Here is a 16,202-nt window from a genome sequence, read left to right as displayed (position 1 = left end):
GGAGGGGCGGCCTTGGTTTCACCATCCGCGGGCTTGGCCTCGGTCGAGGCCGCAGCCTCCGTTGGCTTCCAATCCGAGGGTACAACCTTGGCGCCAGGCCCAACCTTCTGGAATCCTTCGACGACGACCTTTTCACCGACATTCAAACCCTTGGAAATCACCCAGCGGTCTCCGGAGACCTGGCCAGTCGTGACCGGGCGCAATTCGGCCGTATCGTCGGGCTTGACGACGTAAACCTGTGCATTGCCGGCGGTATCGCGCTGGATGGCCTGCGCCGGCACGCTGATGGCGTTCTGCTCGATACCCTGCTCGATCAGCACGCGGACATACATGCCCGGCAGAAGATCGCCGTCCGGATTGGGGAACTCGCCGCGCAGCGTCACCTGCCCCGTCGTTTCATCGACGGCAGCCTCGGAAAACAGCAGCCGACCGACATGCGGATAGGCGCTGCCGTCATCCATCAGAAGGTGCACCTTTGCCTCGTTCGGATCGCCGGAAACGGCGCCGGTCTTCATGGCCTTGCGCAGCCGGATAAGATCGGTCGCGGACTGGGTGAAGTCGGCATAAACAGGATCGAGTTGCTGGATCGTCGCCAGGTTCTCGCTGCCATTGGCACTGACGAGCGCGCCTTCGGTGATCAGCGCACGGCCGATACGGCCGCTGATCGGCGCGGTCACGCTCGCATATTGCAAATTGAGCTTCGCGGTGGCGAGGCCTGCTTCGGCAATGGCCACATCGGCATCGGCCTGCGCCAACGTCGCAATGGCATCATCATATTGCTGGGCGGAGGCGACGTTTGATTTCTTCAGCTGCTCCTGACGATCTGCCGACTGCCTGGCCTGAAGCTGGACTGCCTTGGCGCGGCGCAACGTGCCTTCTGCGCTTTCGACCTGCACCTGGAATGATGCAGGATCGATCCGGTAGAGCACGTCGCCTTCCTGAACCATGGAGCCCTGTTCAAAGACCCGCTGGATAACGATACCGGTGACCCGCGGACGAACCTCGGCGACGCGTGTGGCGGCAATGCGGCCCGGAAGATCATTGGTGATCGTCACAGGCCCTGCACTCGTCGTGACCACGGAAACCTGTGCCGGCGGATAGACAGGCGCTGCCTGTTGCTCCTCCTTTTCCTGGCATCCTGCCAAAACAAAAAGGGCGGCCGTGGTTACAGCCAGGATCGGTCGGTTCATCCGCATGGGTTCATCCATATCAAAAAGGCTCGGCCGGGCGTTTCCTGGGAGGCGAAAGCAGCGGTCGGAGTACCTGAAAATCACCGAGACACGCGTGCGGAGAGGCCTCCTCGCAAGCGTGTCTCTAATATACAAACGTTTTTGTATGTTAAATTGCCGTGGATGGCAAGACCATGATGCAGCGCACAATAGACCTCACCAAACTGTGATCGGCAGGCTTTCGTGACTGTTAAACAATCACCCGGTCATCCGCGCCAAACCGGTGCATGCTCGCCTTGTCCGGCGTCGAATAGACGACATCGTCAACAGCATAGCGATGTTCGCCGAACAGGCGCACCGTCAGAAGGCCGGTCACTTCGGTTTCCAGATAAAGGATCGTGTCGGCGCCGAGATGCTCTACGTGAATGACCTTGCCCTTCCAGTCGCCGCTTTCACGGGACAGGGTGATGTGTTCCGGCCGGATGCCAACGGTCTTGGCCTCAGCATCGCCCAGCCTACCCGCTTCGATGAAATTCATTTGCGGTGAGCCGATGAAGCCGGCGACGAATGTATTTGCCGGCTTGTTGTAGAGCTCCATCGGCGAGCCGATCTGCTCGATCTGACCGGCGTTCAACACGACGATCTTGTCGGCGAGTGTCATCGCCTCGACCTGGTCGTGCGTCACATAGATCATCGTCGCCTTCAGGCTGCGATGCAGCCGGGCGATTTCGAGGCGCGTGTTGACACGCAACGCGGCATCGAGATTGGACAGCGGTTCATCGAACAGGAACAGCTTTGGCTCGCGCACGATGGCACGACCGATGGCGACACGCTGACGCTGACCACCGGACAGTTCGGCCGGGCGGCGCGCCAGGTAGGGCTCCAGCGACAGCATGGCGGAGGCCTTGGCGACCTTGGCATCGACTTCGGCCTTCGGCGCACCCATCTGCTTGAGGCCAAGGCCCATATTGTCCTTCACCGTCAGGTGCGGATAGAGCGCATAGGACTGGAATACCATGGCGATGCCGCGCTTGGCAGGCGGCGTCGTGATCATCTCTTCGCCGTCGATCTGGACGCTACCGGAACTTGCATCTTCCAGTCCTGCTATGACCCGTAAAAGCGTAGACTTTCCGCAACCGGACGGGCCGACGAAGATGACGAATTCGCCATCCTTGACCTCAAGATCGATGCCCTTCAACACCTCGTGGGTACCGAAGGCCTTGCGGATGGATTTCAGTTGAAGTGATCCCACGGGACGCGCCTTTTCTTTGTCGCATGTGCCTTTCGTGCCGATGCTGCGCAGCGGAACGGGACATGCTTCGTTACAGTTTGACCGGCTGGCCGCTGCGCACGCTCTCATCAGCCGCCAGGCAAATGCGCAGCGACTGCACGGCGTCGTTCATATGCCGATCGAGATCAATGTCTTCGCGGATGGCTTTCAGCACATAGGCCTGCTCGAAATCGCAGAGTTCCTGATGGCCGGGTTCGCCATCCATCTTCAGGTCCTCGTCCTTGTGGATAAATTTTCCGTCGGCACCGGTTTCGGCCTTGTGGATGCGGATGACTGCCGTCTTGGTGTGCGTGTCGATGTCGTCGGACTTCGCGTTCGGATCCATGACGATCGAGACGGAGCCATTCGGCGACATCACGTCCTTCACGAAGAAGGCCGTTTCCGAGATCATCGGGCCCCAGCCGGCTTCGTACCAGCCGACGGAGCCGTCCTCATAGATCACCTGCAGATGGCCGTAATTGTACATGTCGGCGGCGATCTCGTTCGACAGGCGCAGACCCATGCCGCGCACTTCGACAGGCTTCGCGTCGGTGATCTGGCACATGACATCGACATAATGCACGCCGCAATCGACGATCGGCGGCGTCGTTTCCATCAGCGACTTGTGCGTCATCCAGGTCGGGCCAGAGGACTGCTGGTTGAGGTTCATGCGGAAAACATAAGGGCCGCCGAGTTTTCGCGCTTCCTCGATCAGCCGGATCCAGGACGGGTGATGGCGCAGGATATAGCCGACGACGAGCTTCTTGCCGGCTTTCTTGGCCGCAGCCACAACACGCTCCGCATCGGCGACCGTCGTTGCCAGCGGCTTTTCGATGAAGACGTCGCACCCCGCCTCGAACGCCATGACGGCATAATCCGCATGGCTGTCGGAATAGGTGCAGATCGAGCAGAGGTCAGGCTTCAATTCGTTCAGCGCCGTCTCAAAATCCGGGTGGATTGTGTAGCCGCCAAGCTCGGGCGCCAGCATTGGCTTGGATCGATTGACCAAGCCGACGATCTCGAAGCCAGGATTGTTGTGATAGGCGAGCGCATGGCTGCGGCCCATGTTTCCAAGGCCAGCGACGAGAACACGGATGGCTTTGCTGCTCACTTGACGGCTCCTGCGGTGATGCCGCGGATCAACTGCCGCGAGAAGATGACGTAGAGAACGAGGACAGGCAGGATCGCCAGCGACAGCGCTGCCAGGACCGCGTTCCAGTTGGTGACGAACTGGCCGATGAAGACCTGGGAGCCGAGCGTGACCGTCTTGGTGGCCTCGCCGGGCGCCAGAATCAGCGGAAACCAGAGGTCGTTCCAGATCGGGATCATAGTGAAGACGGCGACTGTCGCCATGGCCGGCCGGACAAGAGGCAGAACGAGGCGGAAAAAGATCGCGTATTCGGAAAGCCCGTCGATACGACCGGCATTCTTCAGGTCGTCGGACACCGTTCGCATGAACTCCGACAGGATGAAGATGGCGAGCGGCAGGCCTTGGGCGGTATAGACGAGGATCAGCGCCGTCAGCGTGTTGACGAGGCCGGCCGCGACCATGCCCTGCAGGATGGCGACGGTGCCAAGCCGGATCGGGATCATGATGCCAATGGCGAGGTAGAGGCCCATCAGCGTATTGCCGCGGAAGCGATATTCCGACAGCGCGAAAGCCGCCATGGCCCCAAACAACAGTGCAAAGAAGATCGACACAACTGTGACGATCAGGCTGTTCTGGAAATAGCCGATGAAATCGCCCTGCTTCAGCACCGTCGTATAACCGACAAGGCTGAAGGTCTCGGTCGTCGGCAGCGCCAGCGGCGTGCGGAAGATCGCGTTCTTGTCCTTGAACGAGTTGAAGATCGTCAGCACCACCGGAAACAGCGCAATCACTGTATAGGCTGCAAGGGCGAGATGGACGAAGCTGGAGCGCAGCGGCGACATGCGGGCCTTTGACATGGATCCGTCCCCCTTAGAACTGATAGCGGCGAACGCGCCGCTGGATGCCGAAGAGATAGAGCGAGACGCCGGCAAGGATGATCAGGAACATGACCGTCGCGATCGTCGCACCCATCGAGCGGTCACCCAGTTGCAGCTGGAAGCCGAAGAAGGTGCGGTAGAGCAGCGTACCGAGGATATCCGTCGAACCGTCCGGCCCCGCAAGCGCGCCCTGCACCGTATAGATCAGGTCGAAGGCGTTGAAATTGCCGACGAAGGTCAGGATCGACACCATGCCGATCGCGGGCAGAATCAACGGCAGCTTGATCTTCCAGAACTGGCTCCAGCCTGTAATGCCGTCGCACTCGGCCGCCTCGATCACCTCATCAGGGATGTTGAGCAGGGCGGCGTAGATCAGCATCATCGGAATGCCGACATTCTGCCAGACGGAAATCAGCGAGACCGTGATCAGAGCCGAGCCGGGCTTGCCGAGCCAGGGGCCGAAGAGGGATTTCAGACCGACGAGATCCATGAAGAACGGCGTGATGCCCCAGATCGGCGAGAGGATCAGCTTCCAGATGAAGCCGACGATGACGAAGGACAGGATCGTCGGCATGAAGATCGCTGTACGATAGAAAGTGGCAAGCCGGAGCTTGGGGATCGACAGCATGGCGGCAAGTGCGATGCCGAGCGGATTCTGGATGAGCATATGGATAGCGAAGAACACGAAATTGTTCTTCAGCGCCCGCCAGAAATCCGCCGCCCAGCGCTCATTGCCGAACAGGACCTGGAAATTGTCGAGGCCGACAAAGGCCGGCTGGCCATCAACCGTGTTGAACAGCGACAGGCGCAACGTTTCGATCAACGGCAGGATCATCACGGCGGAATAGACGATGAAGGCCGGGGCCAGGAACACCAGAATGTGCCAGCGCGTGCCGCGCTTCGGCACCTTCATGTCATCATCAGAAAATGTGGCGTCGCTCATGGCCTGCCGCTCCGACCCGTTTTTCGTCAATCGTCGCACGATGCGACAGGACATGCGCCGCCGGTCCCCGCCGCGCATGCCGCACCAGCACCCCGAAAGGGCCGGCAGGATGTGATTTCAGATTACATTTTTTTGGCTGGACGCCGTGCTTTTTGCATCGCGACATCCTTCACCGAGTGCTGCCCTCATCCGCCTTCCCTTCTTCATCAAAGAAGGCGGGCACCTTCTCCCCGTAAACGGGGCAAAGGGACAAGTCGCAGACTCTGTAGTCCCCTCTCCCCGTTTACGGGGAGAGGGTCAGGGTGAGGGCAAACCCCAGAACCAAGCTTACTTCGCAGGCTTGTACCAGCTGTCGAGGCCCTTCTGGAGCTTCTCGGCGGCGACTTCAGGCGTATCGGTGCCGTTGATCACGTTGGCCGATTCGACCCAAGTCTCGTTTTCAAGGTTCGGCGTGCCGCGCGACAGGATCTGGTAGGTCGAGCGGATCGTGGGCTTGCACTTTTCGCGCCAGGAGACGAATTCCTGGGCAAGCGGATCGGCCATCTTCACCGGCGTCGAATTCAGGCTGAAGAAGCCCGGCAGAGAGTTGGCGTAGATATCGGCAAATTCCGGAGAAGCGATCCAGGAAAGCAGCTTCTTGGCTTCTTCCGGGTGCGCGCTCTTGGCGTTCAGGCCAACGCCGATGTCGTTGTGGTCGGAGATGTAGCAAGCATCGCCAGCGGTTTTGACCGGCGGCGGGAAGGCGCCCATCTTGAACTCGGCCTGCGTGTTGAACAGACCGATTTCCCATGAGCCGGCCGGATAGATCGCAGCACGGCCGAGCGTGAACAGGTTCTGGCTGTCCGGATAGGTCTGGGCTTCGAAACCGTCGCCGAGATAGTCCTTCCACTTGGCGAGAACCTTGTAGGGCTCAACCCAACCGGCGTCGGTCAGCTTCTGCTCGCCCTTGATGAGGGCAGCGCGGCCTTCTTCACCCTTCCAGTAGGTCGGACCGATGTTCTGGTAGCCCATGGTTGCGGCTTCCCAGAGATCCTTCGTGCCCATGGCAAGCGGGATGTAGGTGCCGTCGGCCTTGATCTTGTCGAGGGCGGCAAAGAAATCGGCTTCCGTTGCCGGGATCGCGATGCCGAGCTTGTCGAAGGCGTCCTTGTTGTAGATGAAGCCGTGGATGACAGACGCCATCGGCACGCAGAAGGTCGCAGCACCATCGTCCGTCGTCCAGGCAGCCCTAGCCACCGGCGAGAAGTTCTCCATGCCGGCGAGACCGCTGAGGTCAGCGAGGTGCTTCTTGTTGTAGAGTTCGAGCGAAGCGTCGAACGGACGGCAGGTGACGAGATCGCCTGCGGAACCGGCGTCGAGCTTGGCGTTCAGGGCCGCGTTATATTCGGTCGGCGCGGTCGGTGCGAAGACCACCTTGATGCCCGGGTTCTTGGCTTCGAAAGCCGGGATCAGTTTTTCCTGCCAGATGGTCAGGTCGTCGTTGCGCCAGCTTTCGATGGTCAGCGTGACGTCTTCAGCGTGGGCAAGCCCGGCGGAGCCGAGAATGCTGGATGCCAGAAGCAATCCTTTCAGTGTCGTGCGGGTCATTACGTTCTCCCTTTTATAAGCGCCGGATGGCGCGGTTTTGGAACCCAGAAATCAGTGCGCCGCCACAAGCGACAAGGCACGGCGCAAGCTTTGACCGGCCTCGGTAAGCGCTGCTTGTGCAGCGGCCACGTCGCTTGCCCCAGCAGCAAGCAGAATGGCTATCTTTACCGAACCCGATGAGAGTGTGAGATAACGGCCGGCTTCTGCGTCGCCGATTTCGGCGATGTCCGAGACGATACGAATGGCGCGACCGCGCAGTTTCGCATTGTCGGCCTTCAGGTTGACCATATGCCCATCATGGACATGGCCGAGGTGAATGCCGACCAGCGTCGAAAACATGTTGAAGGCGATCTTCTGCGCCGTTCCCGCACCCATCCGCGTCGAACCGGAAACAACTTCCGGCGGCGTCTGCAGAAGAATGCAAATCTCGGCATCCTGAAACAGAACGGCGCCGGGGTTGTTCGCCATGGCGATGACGCGCGCGCCGTTCTTGCGGGCCTCGTCGAGGGCTGCAAGCGCATAGGGCGTCGAACCGCTGGCGGAAACCGCGATCAGGCAATCGCCGGCACCGATGCCGGCATCGCGAACATCCCTGCGCGCCAGATCCATGTCGTCTTCGTAGCCGCCGGCAAGATCGGTCAAACTCGCGGCACCGCCGGCCAGAAGCACGGCGACCTTGTCGAGCCCGATCCCGTAGGTGCCCGGCAATTCCAGCGCATCGGCCATCGCCATAAGGCCGGAACTGCCGGCGCCTGCATAGGCAAGGCGCCCGCCGGAGGCCAGACAATCGGCAGCAATCCGTGCCGCCGCCGAAATCGGCTCTATCGCCGCCTCGACGACCTTGGCGGCAGCCTGCTGACCGGCAGCGAGCAGACGCAGCGCCAGCGCCGGATGTATGACATCCAGACCCTTTGCCTTATCGTGACGCTCTTCGGTCTTGGCTGACGGCATTGCGCTCAATCTCCCTCTTCCGCAAATTAATGCCAAAAAATACCAATTGTCTAGGAAAAATTAACTTCTGACCGAAGAAAATTTTCATCTATCAAAATAACCCTTATTATTCCGTACATTAGGTAATAATTCCAATTAAAGACCAAATCCCCCTTGGTTAATGGTATTTTTTGGTATCATTTTTTCCGGAGGTATCCATGCCAGATTACATTTTAGGAATCGACGGAGGCGGCACGAGCTGCCGCGCGGCTGTTGCCGGCGCGGATGGCCACATATTGGGCCGCGGCAAGAGCGGCGCTGCCAATATCCTGACCGATCCCGATACGGCCCTCATAAACATCGTCGACTCCGCGCGGTCCGCCTTCGCCGACGCCGGTATCGACCCCGTGCATATCGGCTCGGCAACCGCAGTCCTGGGGCTGGCCGGCAACAATGTCGGCGACGCCGTCCATTACGTGGAGCAACGGCTTCCCTTTGCGAGGGCTGAAATCGTCTCCGACGTATTGATCGGGCTTGAGGGCGCGCTGCCAGCCGGCAATGGCGCGGTCGCAAGCCTTGGGACCGGCACTGTCTATGTCGTACGGCGGGGTTCGACCGTCAGTTATATAGGCGGATGGGGCTTTACGATCGGTGATCTCGGCAGTGGCGCCCGGCTTGGCCAGGCCTTGCTGCAGGAAAGCGTGTTGGCATTCGATGGCATCCATCCCTCCTCGCCGCTGACCGATGCCGTCATGGCGGAATTCCATGACGATCCTCGCGAGGTCGTCGATTTTGCCAGGCAGGCACGGCCGGGCGAGTTCGGTCGCTATGCACCGCGATTGTTCGACTTTGCCGGCAAAGGCGATCCGGTGGCGATCCGGCTGCTTACGGCTGCGACGGAAAGCATCAACGAAACGCTCGATGTCGTTGTCAAGCGTGGCGGGAAACAGATCTGCCTGCTCGGCGGGCTCGCGGCTCTTTACCGTCCGTGGCTTGCCGAACGCCATCAGCCGCTGTTTGTCGAACCGCTGGCGGATGCGCTGACGGGTTCGGTGATGCTTGCGGCAAAGCGTGTAGCGGCGATTTCGGAGGTGACCGCATGACCGAGCAACTCGAAGCCATTCTGCCTCTGGAGGGCCTTCAGGCCGGCGGCTCCGGTCCGCTCTATCTGAAGCTTCGGCAATCCCTCGAAGGCGCTATCCTGTCCGGAAAGCTCAATCATGGCGATGCCCTGCCGCCCGAGCGGGACCTCGCCGACTATGCCAATATCAGCCGCGTAACGGTCCGCAAGGCTGTCGATGACCTCGTCAAGGATGGTCTTCTGGTGCGCCGTCATGGCTCGGGAACCTTCGTGGTCAAGCCAGTGAGCCGCGTGCAGCAATCGCTGTCGCGACTGACGTCGTTTACGGAAGACATGGCACGGCGCGGGTTGACTACGCGGGCGCAATGGATCGAGCGCGGTCTGTTCCAGCCCTCCCCGGACGAGATGATGACGCTCGGGTTGCCCGCCGATGGTCTCGTTGCCCGGCTCGGACGCTTGCGCATTGCCGACGACATGCCGCTGGCCATCGAGCGGGCCAGCATATCGGCGGAATTCCTGCCCGATCCGATGCGGATCGGCTCCTCGCTCTATGCCGAACTCGACAAGACCCGGTTGCGGCCGGTGCGCGCCGTGCAGCGGATTTCCGCCTGCAACATGAAGGACCCTGATGCGGCGATGCTCGGCATCCCCGTCGGCTCAGCTGGATTGTCTATCGAACGTATCTCCTACCTTGCCTCCGGCCGGGTCGTGGAATGCACGCGCTCGATATACCGCGGCGACGCCTATGACTTCGTAGCGGAACTGACCCTGTCGGATTCGTGAGCACCAGATTATTGAAGAAAGACAAGACGATGCAAACCAACATGCGCCGCGAAATCGACGAAATTCCGGAAGCGGCGGCGCGTCTGCTCGATCGCTCGAAGGATGCCGTCAAGGCAACCGGTCTTGCATTGCGCGAAAAGGATCCGGCCTTTCTCGTCACGATCGCCCGCGGTTCTTCCGATCATGCAGCTTTGTTCCTGAAATATGCGATTGAGCTGACGACCGGCCGGCCGGTTGCTTCGCTCGGGCCGTCGCTTGCCTCGATCTATGGCGCCGAGATGCGCCTTGCGGGCGCCGCCTCCATCAGCATTTCCCAATCCGGAAAAAGCCCCGACATCGTTGCCATGGCTGAAGCCGCGACCAAGGCGGGCGCCGTGACGATCGCGCTGACCAACACCTTGCCCTCCCCGATTTCGCAAGCCAGTACGCACCCGCTCGATATCCAGGCCGGTCCCGAAATCGCCGTTGCCGCCACCAAGTCCTATGTCAATTCCATCGTCGCCGGCCTTGCGATCCTTAGCGAATGGACGGGCGATGCGGACCTACAACGCGCAGTCGCCGATCTGCCGGTCCAGTTCGAAAAAGCCGTCAAGCTCGACTGGCAGATGCTGGCCGCCGATCTCGCCGACGCCGAATCGCTCTTCGTGCTGGGTCGCGGTCCCGCGCTCGCCATCGCCAGCGAAGCAGCCCTGAAATTCAAGGAAACCTCCGGCATGCACGCCGAAGCCTATTCGGCAGCCGAAGTGCTGCACGGGCCGGTGGCGCTGGTCGAGAAGACATTTCCGGTGATCGGCCTTGCTGCACGCGATGCGGCCGAAGGCTCGGTCTCGGGTATTCTCGATGGTCTCGGTGCCAAGGGTGCGCGCGCGTTTGTGACGTCCGCAAAGGCAAAAACGGCCAAAGTGCTGCCGTTTGTCGAGACCGGTCATCCGATCACCGATGCACTGGCGCTGATCCTGCCATTCTACGGCTTCGTCGAATCCTGGTCCCGCTCACGTGGCCTCAACCCGGATGCGCCTGTCGCCCTCAAGAAGATAACGGAAACACGATGACCGCGACGCACGCCATCATCCGCAAAGCCGTAACCGGCGCCCGCATCTTCGACGGACAGACCTGGCATGCCGGCAAGGCGCTGCTCGTGGAGGATGGAACCATTGCCGGCATCGTTGGCATCAACGATCTGCTTGATGGCGTCGAAACCCTCGATGCCTCGGGCCAGCTTCTGGTTCCCGGCTTCATCGACCTGCAGGTCAATGGTGGCGGTGGCGTCATGCTTAATGACCGGCAGGATGTCGACGGCATCCGCACGATCTGCGCCGCTCATGCGCAGTTCGGCACCACGGCACTTCTGCCGACGCTGATTACAGATACGTTCGACATCCGGGCAAAAGCGATCGCGGCCGGGATCGAGGCGAAGGCGGCGGGCGTGCCGGGGTTTCTCGGCCTGCACCTCGAAGGCCCGCATCTCTCCATCGCCCGTAAGGGCGCACATGATCCGGCCCTCATCCGACCGATGGATGCGGCAGATCTCGACGCGTTGCTGGCCTGCAAGGGCGCGTTCGATGCCATGATGATCACAGCTGCGCCGGAAAACACGACGGTGGAACAGGTAGCAAGCCTTACCGCTTCCGGCTTCGTCGTCAGCATCGGCCATACAGACAGCGGCTACGCCACCGTTGTGGCTTACGCCGACGCCGGTGCTCGCACCGTTACCCATCTGTTCAACGCCATGAGCCCGCTTGGCCACCGCGAGCCCGGCGTCGTCGGCGCAGCACTTGATCGCGGCGATCTCTTTGCCGGCATCATTGCAGACGGTTTTCACGTCGATCCGGTCTCGATGGGCATCGCGCTTCGCGCCAAGGCCGGTCCCAGCCGCATCTTCATCGTCACCGATGCCATGTCGACCATCGGTTCTGACCAGACCGGCTTCACCCTAAACGGCCGAGAAATCTTCCGCAAGGACGGACGCCTGACGCTGGCCGACGGCACACTGGCCGGCGCAGATATCGACATGCTGTCTTCAGTGCGCTTCGTCCACGAGAGGCTCGGGCTGCCGCTGGACGAAGCGCTCCGCATGGCCTCGGCCTATCCCGCAGACGCCATGCGCATAGAAGAGCGCAAGGGCCGGCTGCTTCCGGGGCTCGACGCCGATTTCGTGCTGATGAGTCAATCCCTCGATATGGTCTCGACGTGGATCGGCGGCGCCTGCGTTTTCGAAGCCTGAGACAGGCGGACGCTCAATCGGTGCGGTTGGGAAGCTGCGCCTTGAGCGCTGCAACTACCGCGGCGCTGGTCCTGCGCGTGACCGCTGGGGCAAATCCGAGCGATACGACTCGGGATTCCTCAGCCGGCTCACCAATCGAGCAGGAGGAGTGGACTTCCGATACGGCCAGCCGTGCCAAAAGATCGCTGACGGTCGTCTGGGTTACACCGGAGCCGGGCATGATCGAAATACGGCCGGAGGCTTGGGCCACGATATCGGCGAGTTGCCCGGCGCCATCAGGCGCGGTCTTTGCACCACCGGATGTCAAAATCCGCTCGAAACCGAGCCCAACAGCGCTTTCCAGCGCTTCGGAAAAATCCGGGACGAGATCGAAGGCACGGTGCAGCGTCAGGCCCAGGCCAGCAGCTTGGCGCACCAGGCGCTCCAGGGTAGCCACATCCAGCCGGCCATCTGCGAGATTGGCGCCGAGCACCACGCCGACAAGACCCGCTGCCCGCACAGCATCGATTTCCACGCACATCATCGCAACTTCGTTTTCGTCAAAGACGAAATTGCCGGGCCGCGGACGGATCATCGCATAGACAGGAACCGGCGCGCTTGCCGCCAGCGCCATCAGGCCGGCAGACGGCGTCAGGCCACCCAGCCCCAGTGCAGAGCAAAGCTCGATCCGGTCGGCTCCACCTTCTATCGCCGCCGCAAGGCCGGCTGCATCGTCGACGCAGACTTCGAGCAAAACCGGCTTCATGGCTCTACCCCGTTGAGGCCAAGGATCGCAGCGCCGATCAGGCCGGGTTCGATGCGGCATTCGCCGCGAACAACAAGTGGCCGCTCGAAGCGCCGCAGGATGCGGGCGCGCACGGCTTGATCGAGCAGGTCCAGCAGCGGTTCGACATTGGAAAGGCCGCCACCCACAGGCACGATCGTCGCCCCAGTGATGTTGACGGTCAGCGCCAGAGGTGAAGCCACCAGATCGACAAGCACATTGATGGTTCGCGCCGCCTTCGCATCCCCCGACAGCCAAGCTTGCGTGATCGCCTCGCTCGCTGCCTCGATGCCATGCAGCGCCAGATGCAGGCGCTCCATGCCGCGGGCGCCGCCGACCGTATCGACGCAACCCCTCTGGCCGCAACCGCATTCGTAGACCGGGATAGCAATCGGCGGATGACCGGCATGGGAGGCGACGGCCGGAGCGTGGCCCCATTCGCCGGCAAAGCCTCCAGCGGCATTGATCAACCGGCCATCGACCACCAGACCACCGCCGACACCGGTGCCAAGGATAGCACCCAGCACGATGCGGTGACCGCGCCCGGCGCCGATGCAGGCTTCTGCCAGAGCAAAACAATCGGCGTCATTGGCAATCAGCACCGGCAGTCCGAGCTCAGTGGAAAGCTCGGCGGAGAGCAGACGTCCATCGATGCAGGGAATGTTGGCGCATTTGGTCGCCTGCGTGTCCGGATCGACGACGCCGGTAATCGACAGCGCGATGCGCTCCGGCGCGCCGCCGGCCTCGTCGAGCACCGCGCGCAGCACATTGACGAAAGCCGGGAAATCCTTGAGCGGGGTTGTCTTGCGCCCGAGCGGCACGATCCGGTCCGGCGCATGGGCGACAGCCCCTTGATCGCGGAACCGCCGATGTCGAAACAGACGATCATGCCTCGCCCCGGATGACGGCCTCAGCCGCAAGCGCAACCGACAGCAACCGCTCGTCCTCGTTGCGCGGCGCGGACAGGAGGAACCCGACAGGCATGCCGGCATCGCCAGTGCCGCAGGGAATTGAGATCCCACACCAGTTGAGGAAATTGCCGATCAGCGTGTTGCGCAGGGTTTTGGCATTGGTGGCGAAGAACAGATCGTCATCGGCCAGCAGCGGCGCAAGAAGCGGCGCGACATGCGGCAGCGTCGGATGGGCGATCAGTTCGCCCGGTTTCAGCGCGGCATTCGCCTCCTCGATCAGGCGCTGCCGTGCCGTGAGGATCGCGATGTAATCAGGCGTCAGGATTTTTCGCCCAGCCGCGCGCGGGCAACGACACGCTGGTCCATCCGCGAGGCGTCCTCGCCCGACAGCCGTTCGCGATGCAGCGCATAGGCCTCTGCCGTGACCAGCGCGCCATACCGGGCCGCGACATCGAACACCGCCTGAAAAACCGGGAATGCCCGGCGCTCGACCGTGGCACCCGCTTTCTGCAGCCGTCCGATCGCTGCATCGAAGGCCGCTATCACTCCGGGCTCGGCACCATCGAAGACGATAGTTTCCGGAATGACGAGCTTCAGACCCTGAACCGTGCCACGCCGGACGGTGGGCGCCGCCAGCCCTTGCATCGCGGCATCGATCCATACCGCGTCCTGCACGGTCCGGCACAACGGCCCGAGCGAATCGAGGCTGGTTGCCAGTGGGAAGACACCGGCCATGGAATAGCGACCGCGTGTGGCCTTGTAGCCGACGATGCCGTTGAAGGCCGCGGGTATGCGGACCGATCCGCCGGTATCGGTGCCGATCGCCACCGGCACCAGCCCTGCCGCCACAGCGACCGCCGAGCCGGAGGACGAACCACCCGGGATCCGCGCGCCGTCTGTCGAAGCCGGATTGAGCGGCGTGCCGTAATGGGGATTGATGCCGAGGCCGGAAAAGGCGAATTCGCTGAGATTGGTGCGGCCAATCGAGACCATGCCGGCACCGGCAAGCGCTGAAACGACCGCGGCATCGGCTTGCGCCGGCCCGCTGCCCCCTAAAACAACGGACCCTGCGGTCGTCACGGACCCAGCCGTGTCGAAGAGGCCCTTCCAGGCGACCGGCATACCATCGAGAAGACCGAGCGAACGCCCCGCCTTGAGACGCGCGCGCGCAACCATGGCCTCTTTTCGAGCACGCTCTTCCAGCAGGCCGGTAAAGATAGCATCATCTCCGTAGCCGGCTATCTTTTTGAAGGTGGAGTCTGCGAGAGCGACAGGGTCCAGCGAGCCGCTTTGCAGACGCATCGAAAGCGACGCCACCGACGATCCATCCTTGTCGTATCCGCTCATCCTGTTCCTCGTTCGATTGCCGTGCCAAGCAACGCATCGCGTCGCATAGAACACGCTTCAAAAACTCGCCGCACCTTATCGCCGCCGACCGGCTTTGCCAGAGATTTCCTGCCCCTTTCCCACGATTTCGCCGATCCGGGCACCCTTGAAATTCGGCTCACCCTTGCCGGCCCGACCTCGCCCGCCTACATCGGTGACGCACAATGATGTTTCCGGGATATTTCCGGCAGACGACCAATGGGTGGGTTCATGATTTTCGACGCAGCGCGGCTTGCCTTTTCCAATCTTTTCGCGCCGGAAACCCGCTCCGTCTTCTGGAAGGTTATCGGCCTGACACTGCTCGTGCTGGTCGCTGCCTGGTTCGCGCTCAAGGAGATTCTGGCTTATCTGGCGTTGCCCTGGCTGAGCGGGCTGCTGCCGGTCTCGACCGAATGGGCCGGCTGGTTCACCTTCATCATCGGGATCTTTGCCAGCCTCGGGCTCGCCTTGGCACTTGCGCTCCTGATGGCGCCGGTGACGGCCCTGATTGCCGGCTTTTTCTCGATGACGTCGCCGAGGTGGTCGAGAAGCGCGACTATCCGCTGGAGCCGGCCGGTCAGGCGCTGCCCTTGGGCGAAGCGATCGTGGGAACGCTGAAATTTCTAGGCGTCATCATCATCGGCAACATCATTGCGCTGTTTTTGCTTCTCATTCCCGGCGTCAACCTCATCGCCTTCTTCCTGGTGAACGGTTACCTGCTCGGCCGCGAATTCTTCGAGTTCGCGGCGATGCGCTATCGCACACCGGCACAGGCGCGGCTGTTTCGCGCCAAGCATTCGACGACGGTTTTCCTCGCGGGGCTTCTGCTGGCGGCCTTTCTCGCCGTCCCGATCCTCAACCTTTTGACGCCCCTGTTTGCCGCCGGCATGATGGTGCATCTGCACAAGAAGCTGTCGAAGCGCGATCCGAATTTCAGCTGATGAATCTCCCAAAAGGCGATCATTCCGCTATGCGCAGCCGGTGTCCAGCCAGATTTCGGTGATCGATATTGCTGTTGGTGGGGGATACCGGCACCATAATGGGCAGCGACTGCACATCGGCTTTACGGCTGCACATTTCCAGAATCAAGAAGGCAATAACAGCGGCAAGAAAACGCCTTTCAATTGTTCAAATGCCCAATATTAGGCACGGCTTTCGAACTCGAAATATAAGGTTTTACTGGAAAAATCCTTGGCGCTGTTTCAGCA

General features: G+C 61.4%; 11 protein-coding genes and 4 pseudogenes. 5 read left to right on the top strand and 10 right to left on the bottom strand.

The window, feature by feature from the left end; all coding sequences use genetic code 11:
* Positions 1-140: 140 nt before the first annotated feature.
* The 7 genes and pseudogenes from P6U16_RS14405 to P6U16_RS14375 all read right to left on the bottom strand — a co-directional run.
* A pseudogene (locus P6U16_RS14405) lies at positions 141-1,190 on the bottom strand (efflux RND transporter periplasmic adaptor subunit); the annotation flags it as partial.
* Between the two features lie 229 nt (positions 1,191-1,419).
* A complete protein-coding gene (locus P6U16_RS14400) occupies positions 1,420-2,421 on the bottom strand; it encodes an ABC transporter ATP-binding protein (RefSeq protein ID WP_277701137.1) in 1,002 nt (333 codons plus the stop codon).
* Positions 2,422-2,491: 70 nt separating this feature from the next.
* Positions 2,492-3,550 (bottom strand): Gfo/Idh/MocA family oxidoreductase, encoded by a 1,059-nt coding sequence (locus P6U16_RS14395; RefSeq protein WP_277701136.1) that lies wholly within the window; start codon positions 3,548-3,550, stop codon positions 2,492-2,494.
* Complete coding sequence (locus tag P6U16_RS14390) at positions 3,547-4,386, bottom strand: carbohydrate ABC transporter permease (protein ID WP_277701135.1); 840 nt, start codon at positions 4,384-4,386, stop codon at positions 3,547-3,549. Before P6U16_RS14390 ends, P6U16_RS14395 begins: the two co-directional genes overlap by 4 nt.
* A 13-nt stretch (positions 4,387-4,399) precedes the next feature.
* Positions 4,400-5,350: a sugar ABC transporter permease gene (locus tag P6U16_RS14385; protein WP_277701134.1), complete on the bottom strand. Its 951-nt coding sequence runs from the start codon at positions 5,348-5,350 to the stop codon at positions 4,400-4,402.
* A gap of 327 nt (positions 5,351-5,677) precedes the next feature.
* Complete coding sequence (locus tag P6U16_RS14380; protein WP_277701133.1) at positions 5,678-6,937, bottom strand: ABC transporter substrate-binding protein; 1,260 nt, start codon at positions 6,935-6,937, stop codon at positions 5,678-5,680.
* Positions 6,938-6,988: 51 nt separating this feature from the next.
* Positions 6,989-7,888: an N-acetylmuramic acid 6-phosphate etherase gene (locus tag P6U16_RS14375; protein ID WP_277701132.1), complete on the bottom strand. Its 900-nt coding sequence runs from the start codon at positions 7,886-7,888 to the stop codon at positions 6,989-6,991.
* A 197-nt stretch (positions 7,889-8,085) separates the two neighbouring features.
* Between P6U16_RS14375 and P6U16_RS14370 the strand changes: the two genes are divergently transcribed.
* Genes P6U16_RS14370 through nagA form a run of 4 tightly spaced genes read left to right on the top strand, consistent with a single transcriptional unit; the run spans position 8,086 to position 11,955 of the window.
* A complete protein-coding gene (locus P6U16_RS14370; protein ID WP_277701131.1) occupies positions 8,086-8,970 on the top strand; it encodes an N-acetylglucosamine kinase in 885 nt (294 codons plus the stop codon).
* Entirely contained in the window at positions 8,967-9,731 is a 765-nt protein-coding gene (locus P6U16_RS14365) for a GntR family transcriptional regulator (protein WP_277701130.1), read from the top strand. The genes P6U16_RS14370 and P6U16_RS14365 overlap by 4 nt, the downstream gene beginning before the upstream one ends.
* A 29-nt stretch (positions 9,732-9,760) precedes the next feature.
* Positions 9,761-10,783: an SIS domain-containing protein gene (locus tag P6U16_RS14360; RefSeq protein WP_277701129.1), complete on the top strand. Its 1,023-nt coding sequence runs from the start codon at positions 9,761-9,763 to the stop codon at positions 10,781-10,783.
* Positions 10,780-11,955: an N-acetylglucosamine-6-phosphate deacetylase gene (gene nagA, locus P6U16_RS14355; RefSeq protein WP_277701128.1), complete on the top strand. Its 1,176-nt coding sequence runs from the start codon at positions 10,780-10,782 to the stop codon at positions 11,953-11,955. The genes P6U16_RS14360 and nagA overlap by 4 nt, the downstream gene beginning before the upstream one ends.
* Before the next feature lie 13 nt (positions 11,956-11,968).
* On the opposite strand, the gene P6U16_RS14350 is transcribed toward nagA, so the two are convergent.
* The 3 genes and pseudogenes from P6U16_RS14350 to P6U16_RS14340 all read right to left on the bottom strand — a co-directional run bounded on the left by P6U16_RS14350 (position 11,969) and on the right by P6U16_RS14340 (position 14,976).
* Complete coding sequence (locus tag P6U16_RS14350) at positions 11,969-12,700, bottom strand: copper homeostasis protein CutC (RefSeq protein ID WP_277701127.1); 732 nt, start codon at positions 12,698-12,700, stop codon at positions 11,969-11,971.
* Positions 12,697-13,607 (bottom strand): annotated as a pseudogene (locus P6U16_RS14345) (ROK family protein). Before P6U16_RS14345 ends, P6U16_RS14350 begins: the two are co-directional and overlap by 4 nt.
* Positions 13,604-14,976, bottom strand: a pseudogene (locus tag P6U16_RS14340) (amidase). The pseudogenes P6U16_RS14345 and P6U16_RS14340 overlap by 4 nt, the downstream one beginning before the upstream one ends.
* A 249-nt stretch (positions 14,977-15,225) precedes the next feature.
* On the opposite strand from P6U16_RS14340, the pseudogene P6U16_RS14335 reads away from it, so the two are divergent.
* Positions 15,226-15,935: pseudogene (locus P6U16_RS14335) on the top strand (sulfate transporter family protein).
* The last annotated feature ends 267 nt before the right edge of the window (positions 15,936-16,202 follow it).

Origin of the sequence: Rhizobium sp. 32-5/1 (genome assembly GCF_029537235.1) — a bacterium.
In the GTDB taxonomy this organism is placed as follows: Bacteria; Pseudomonadota; Alphaproteobacteria; order Rhizobiales; family Rhizobiaceae; genus Pararhizobium.
This window is presented reverse-complemented; position numbering and strand designations above follow the sequence as displayed.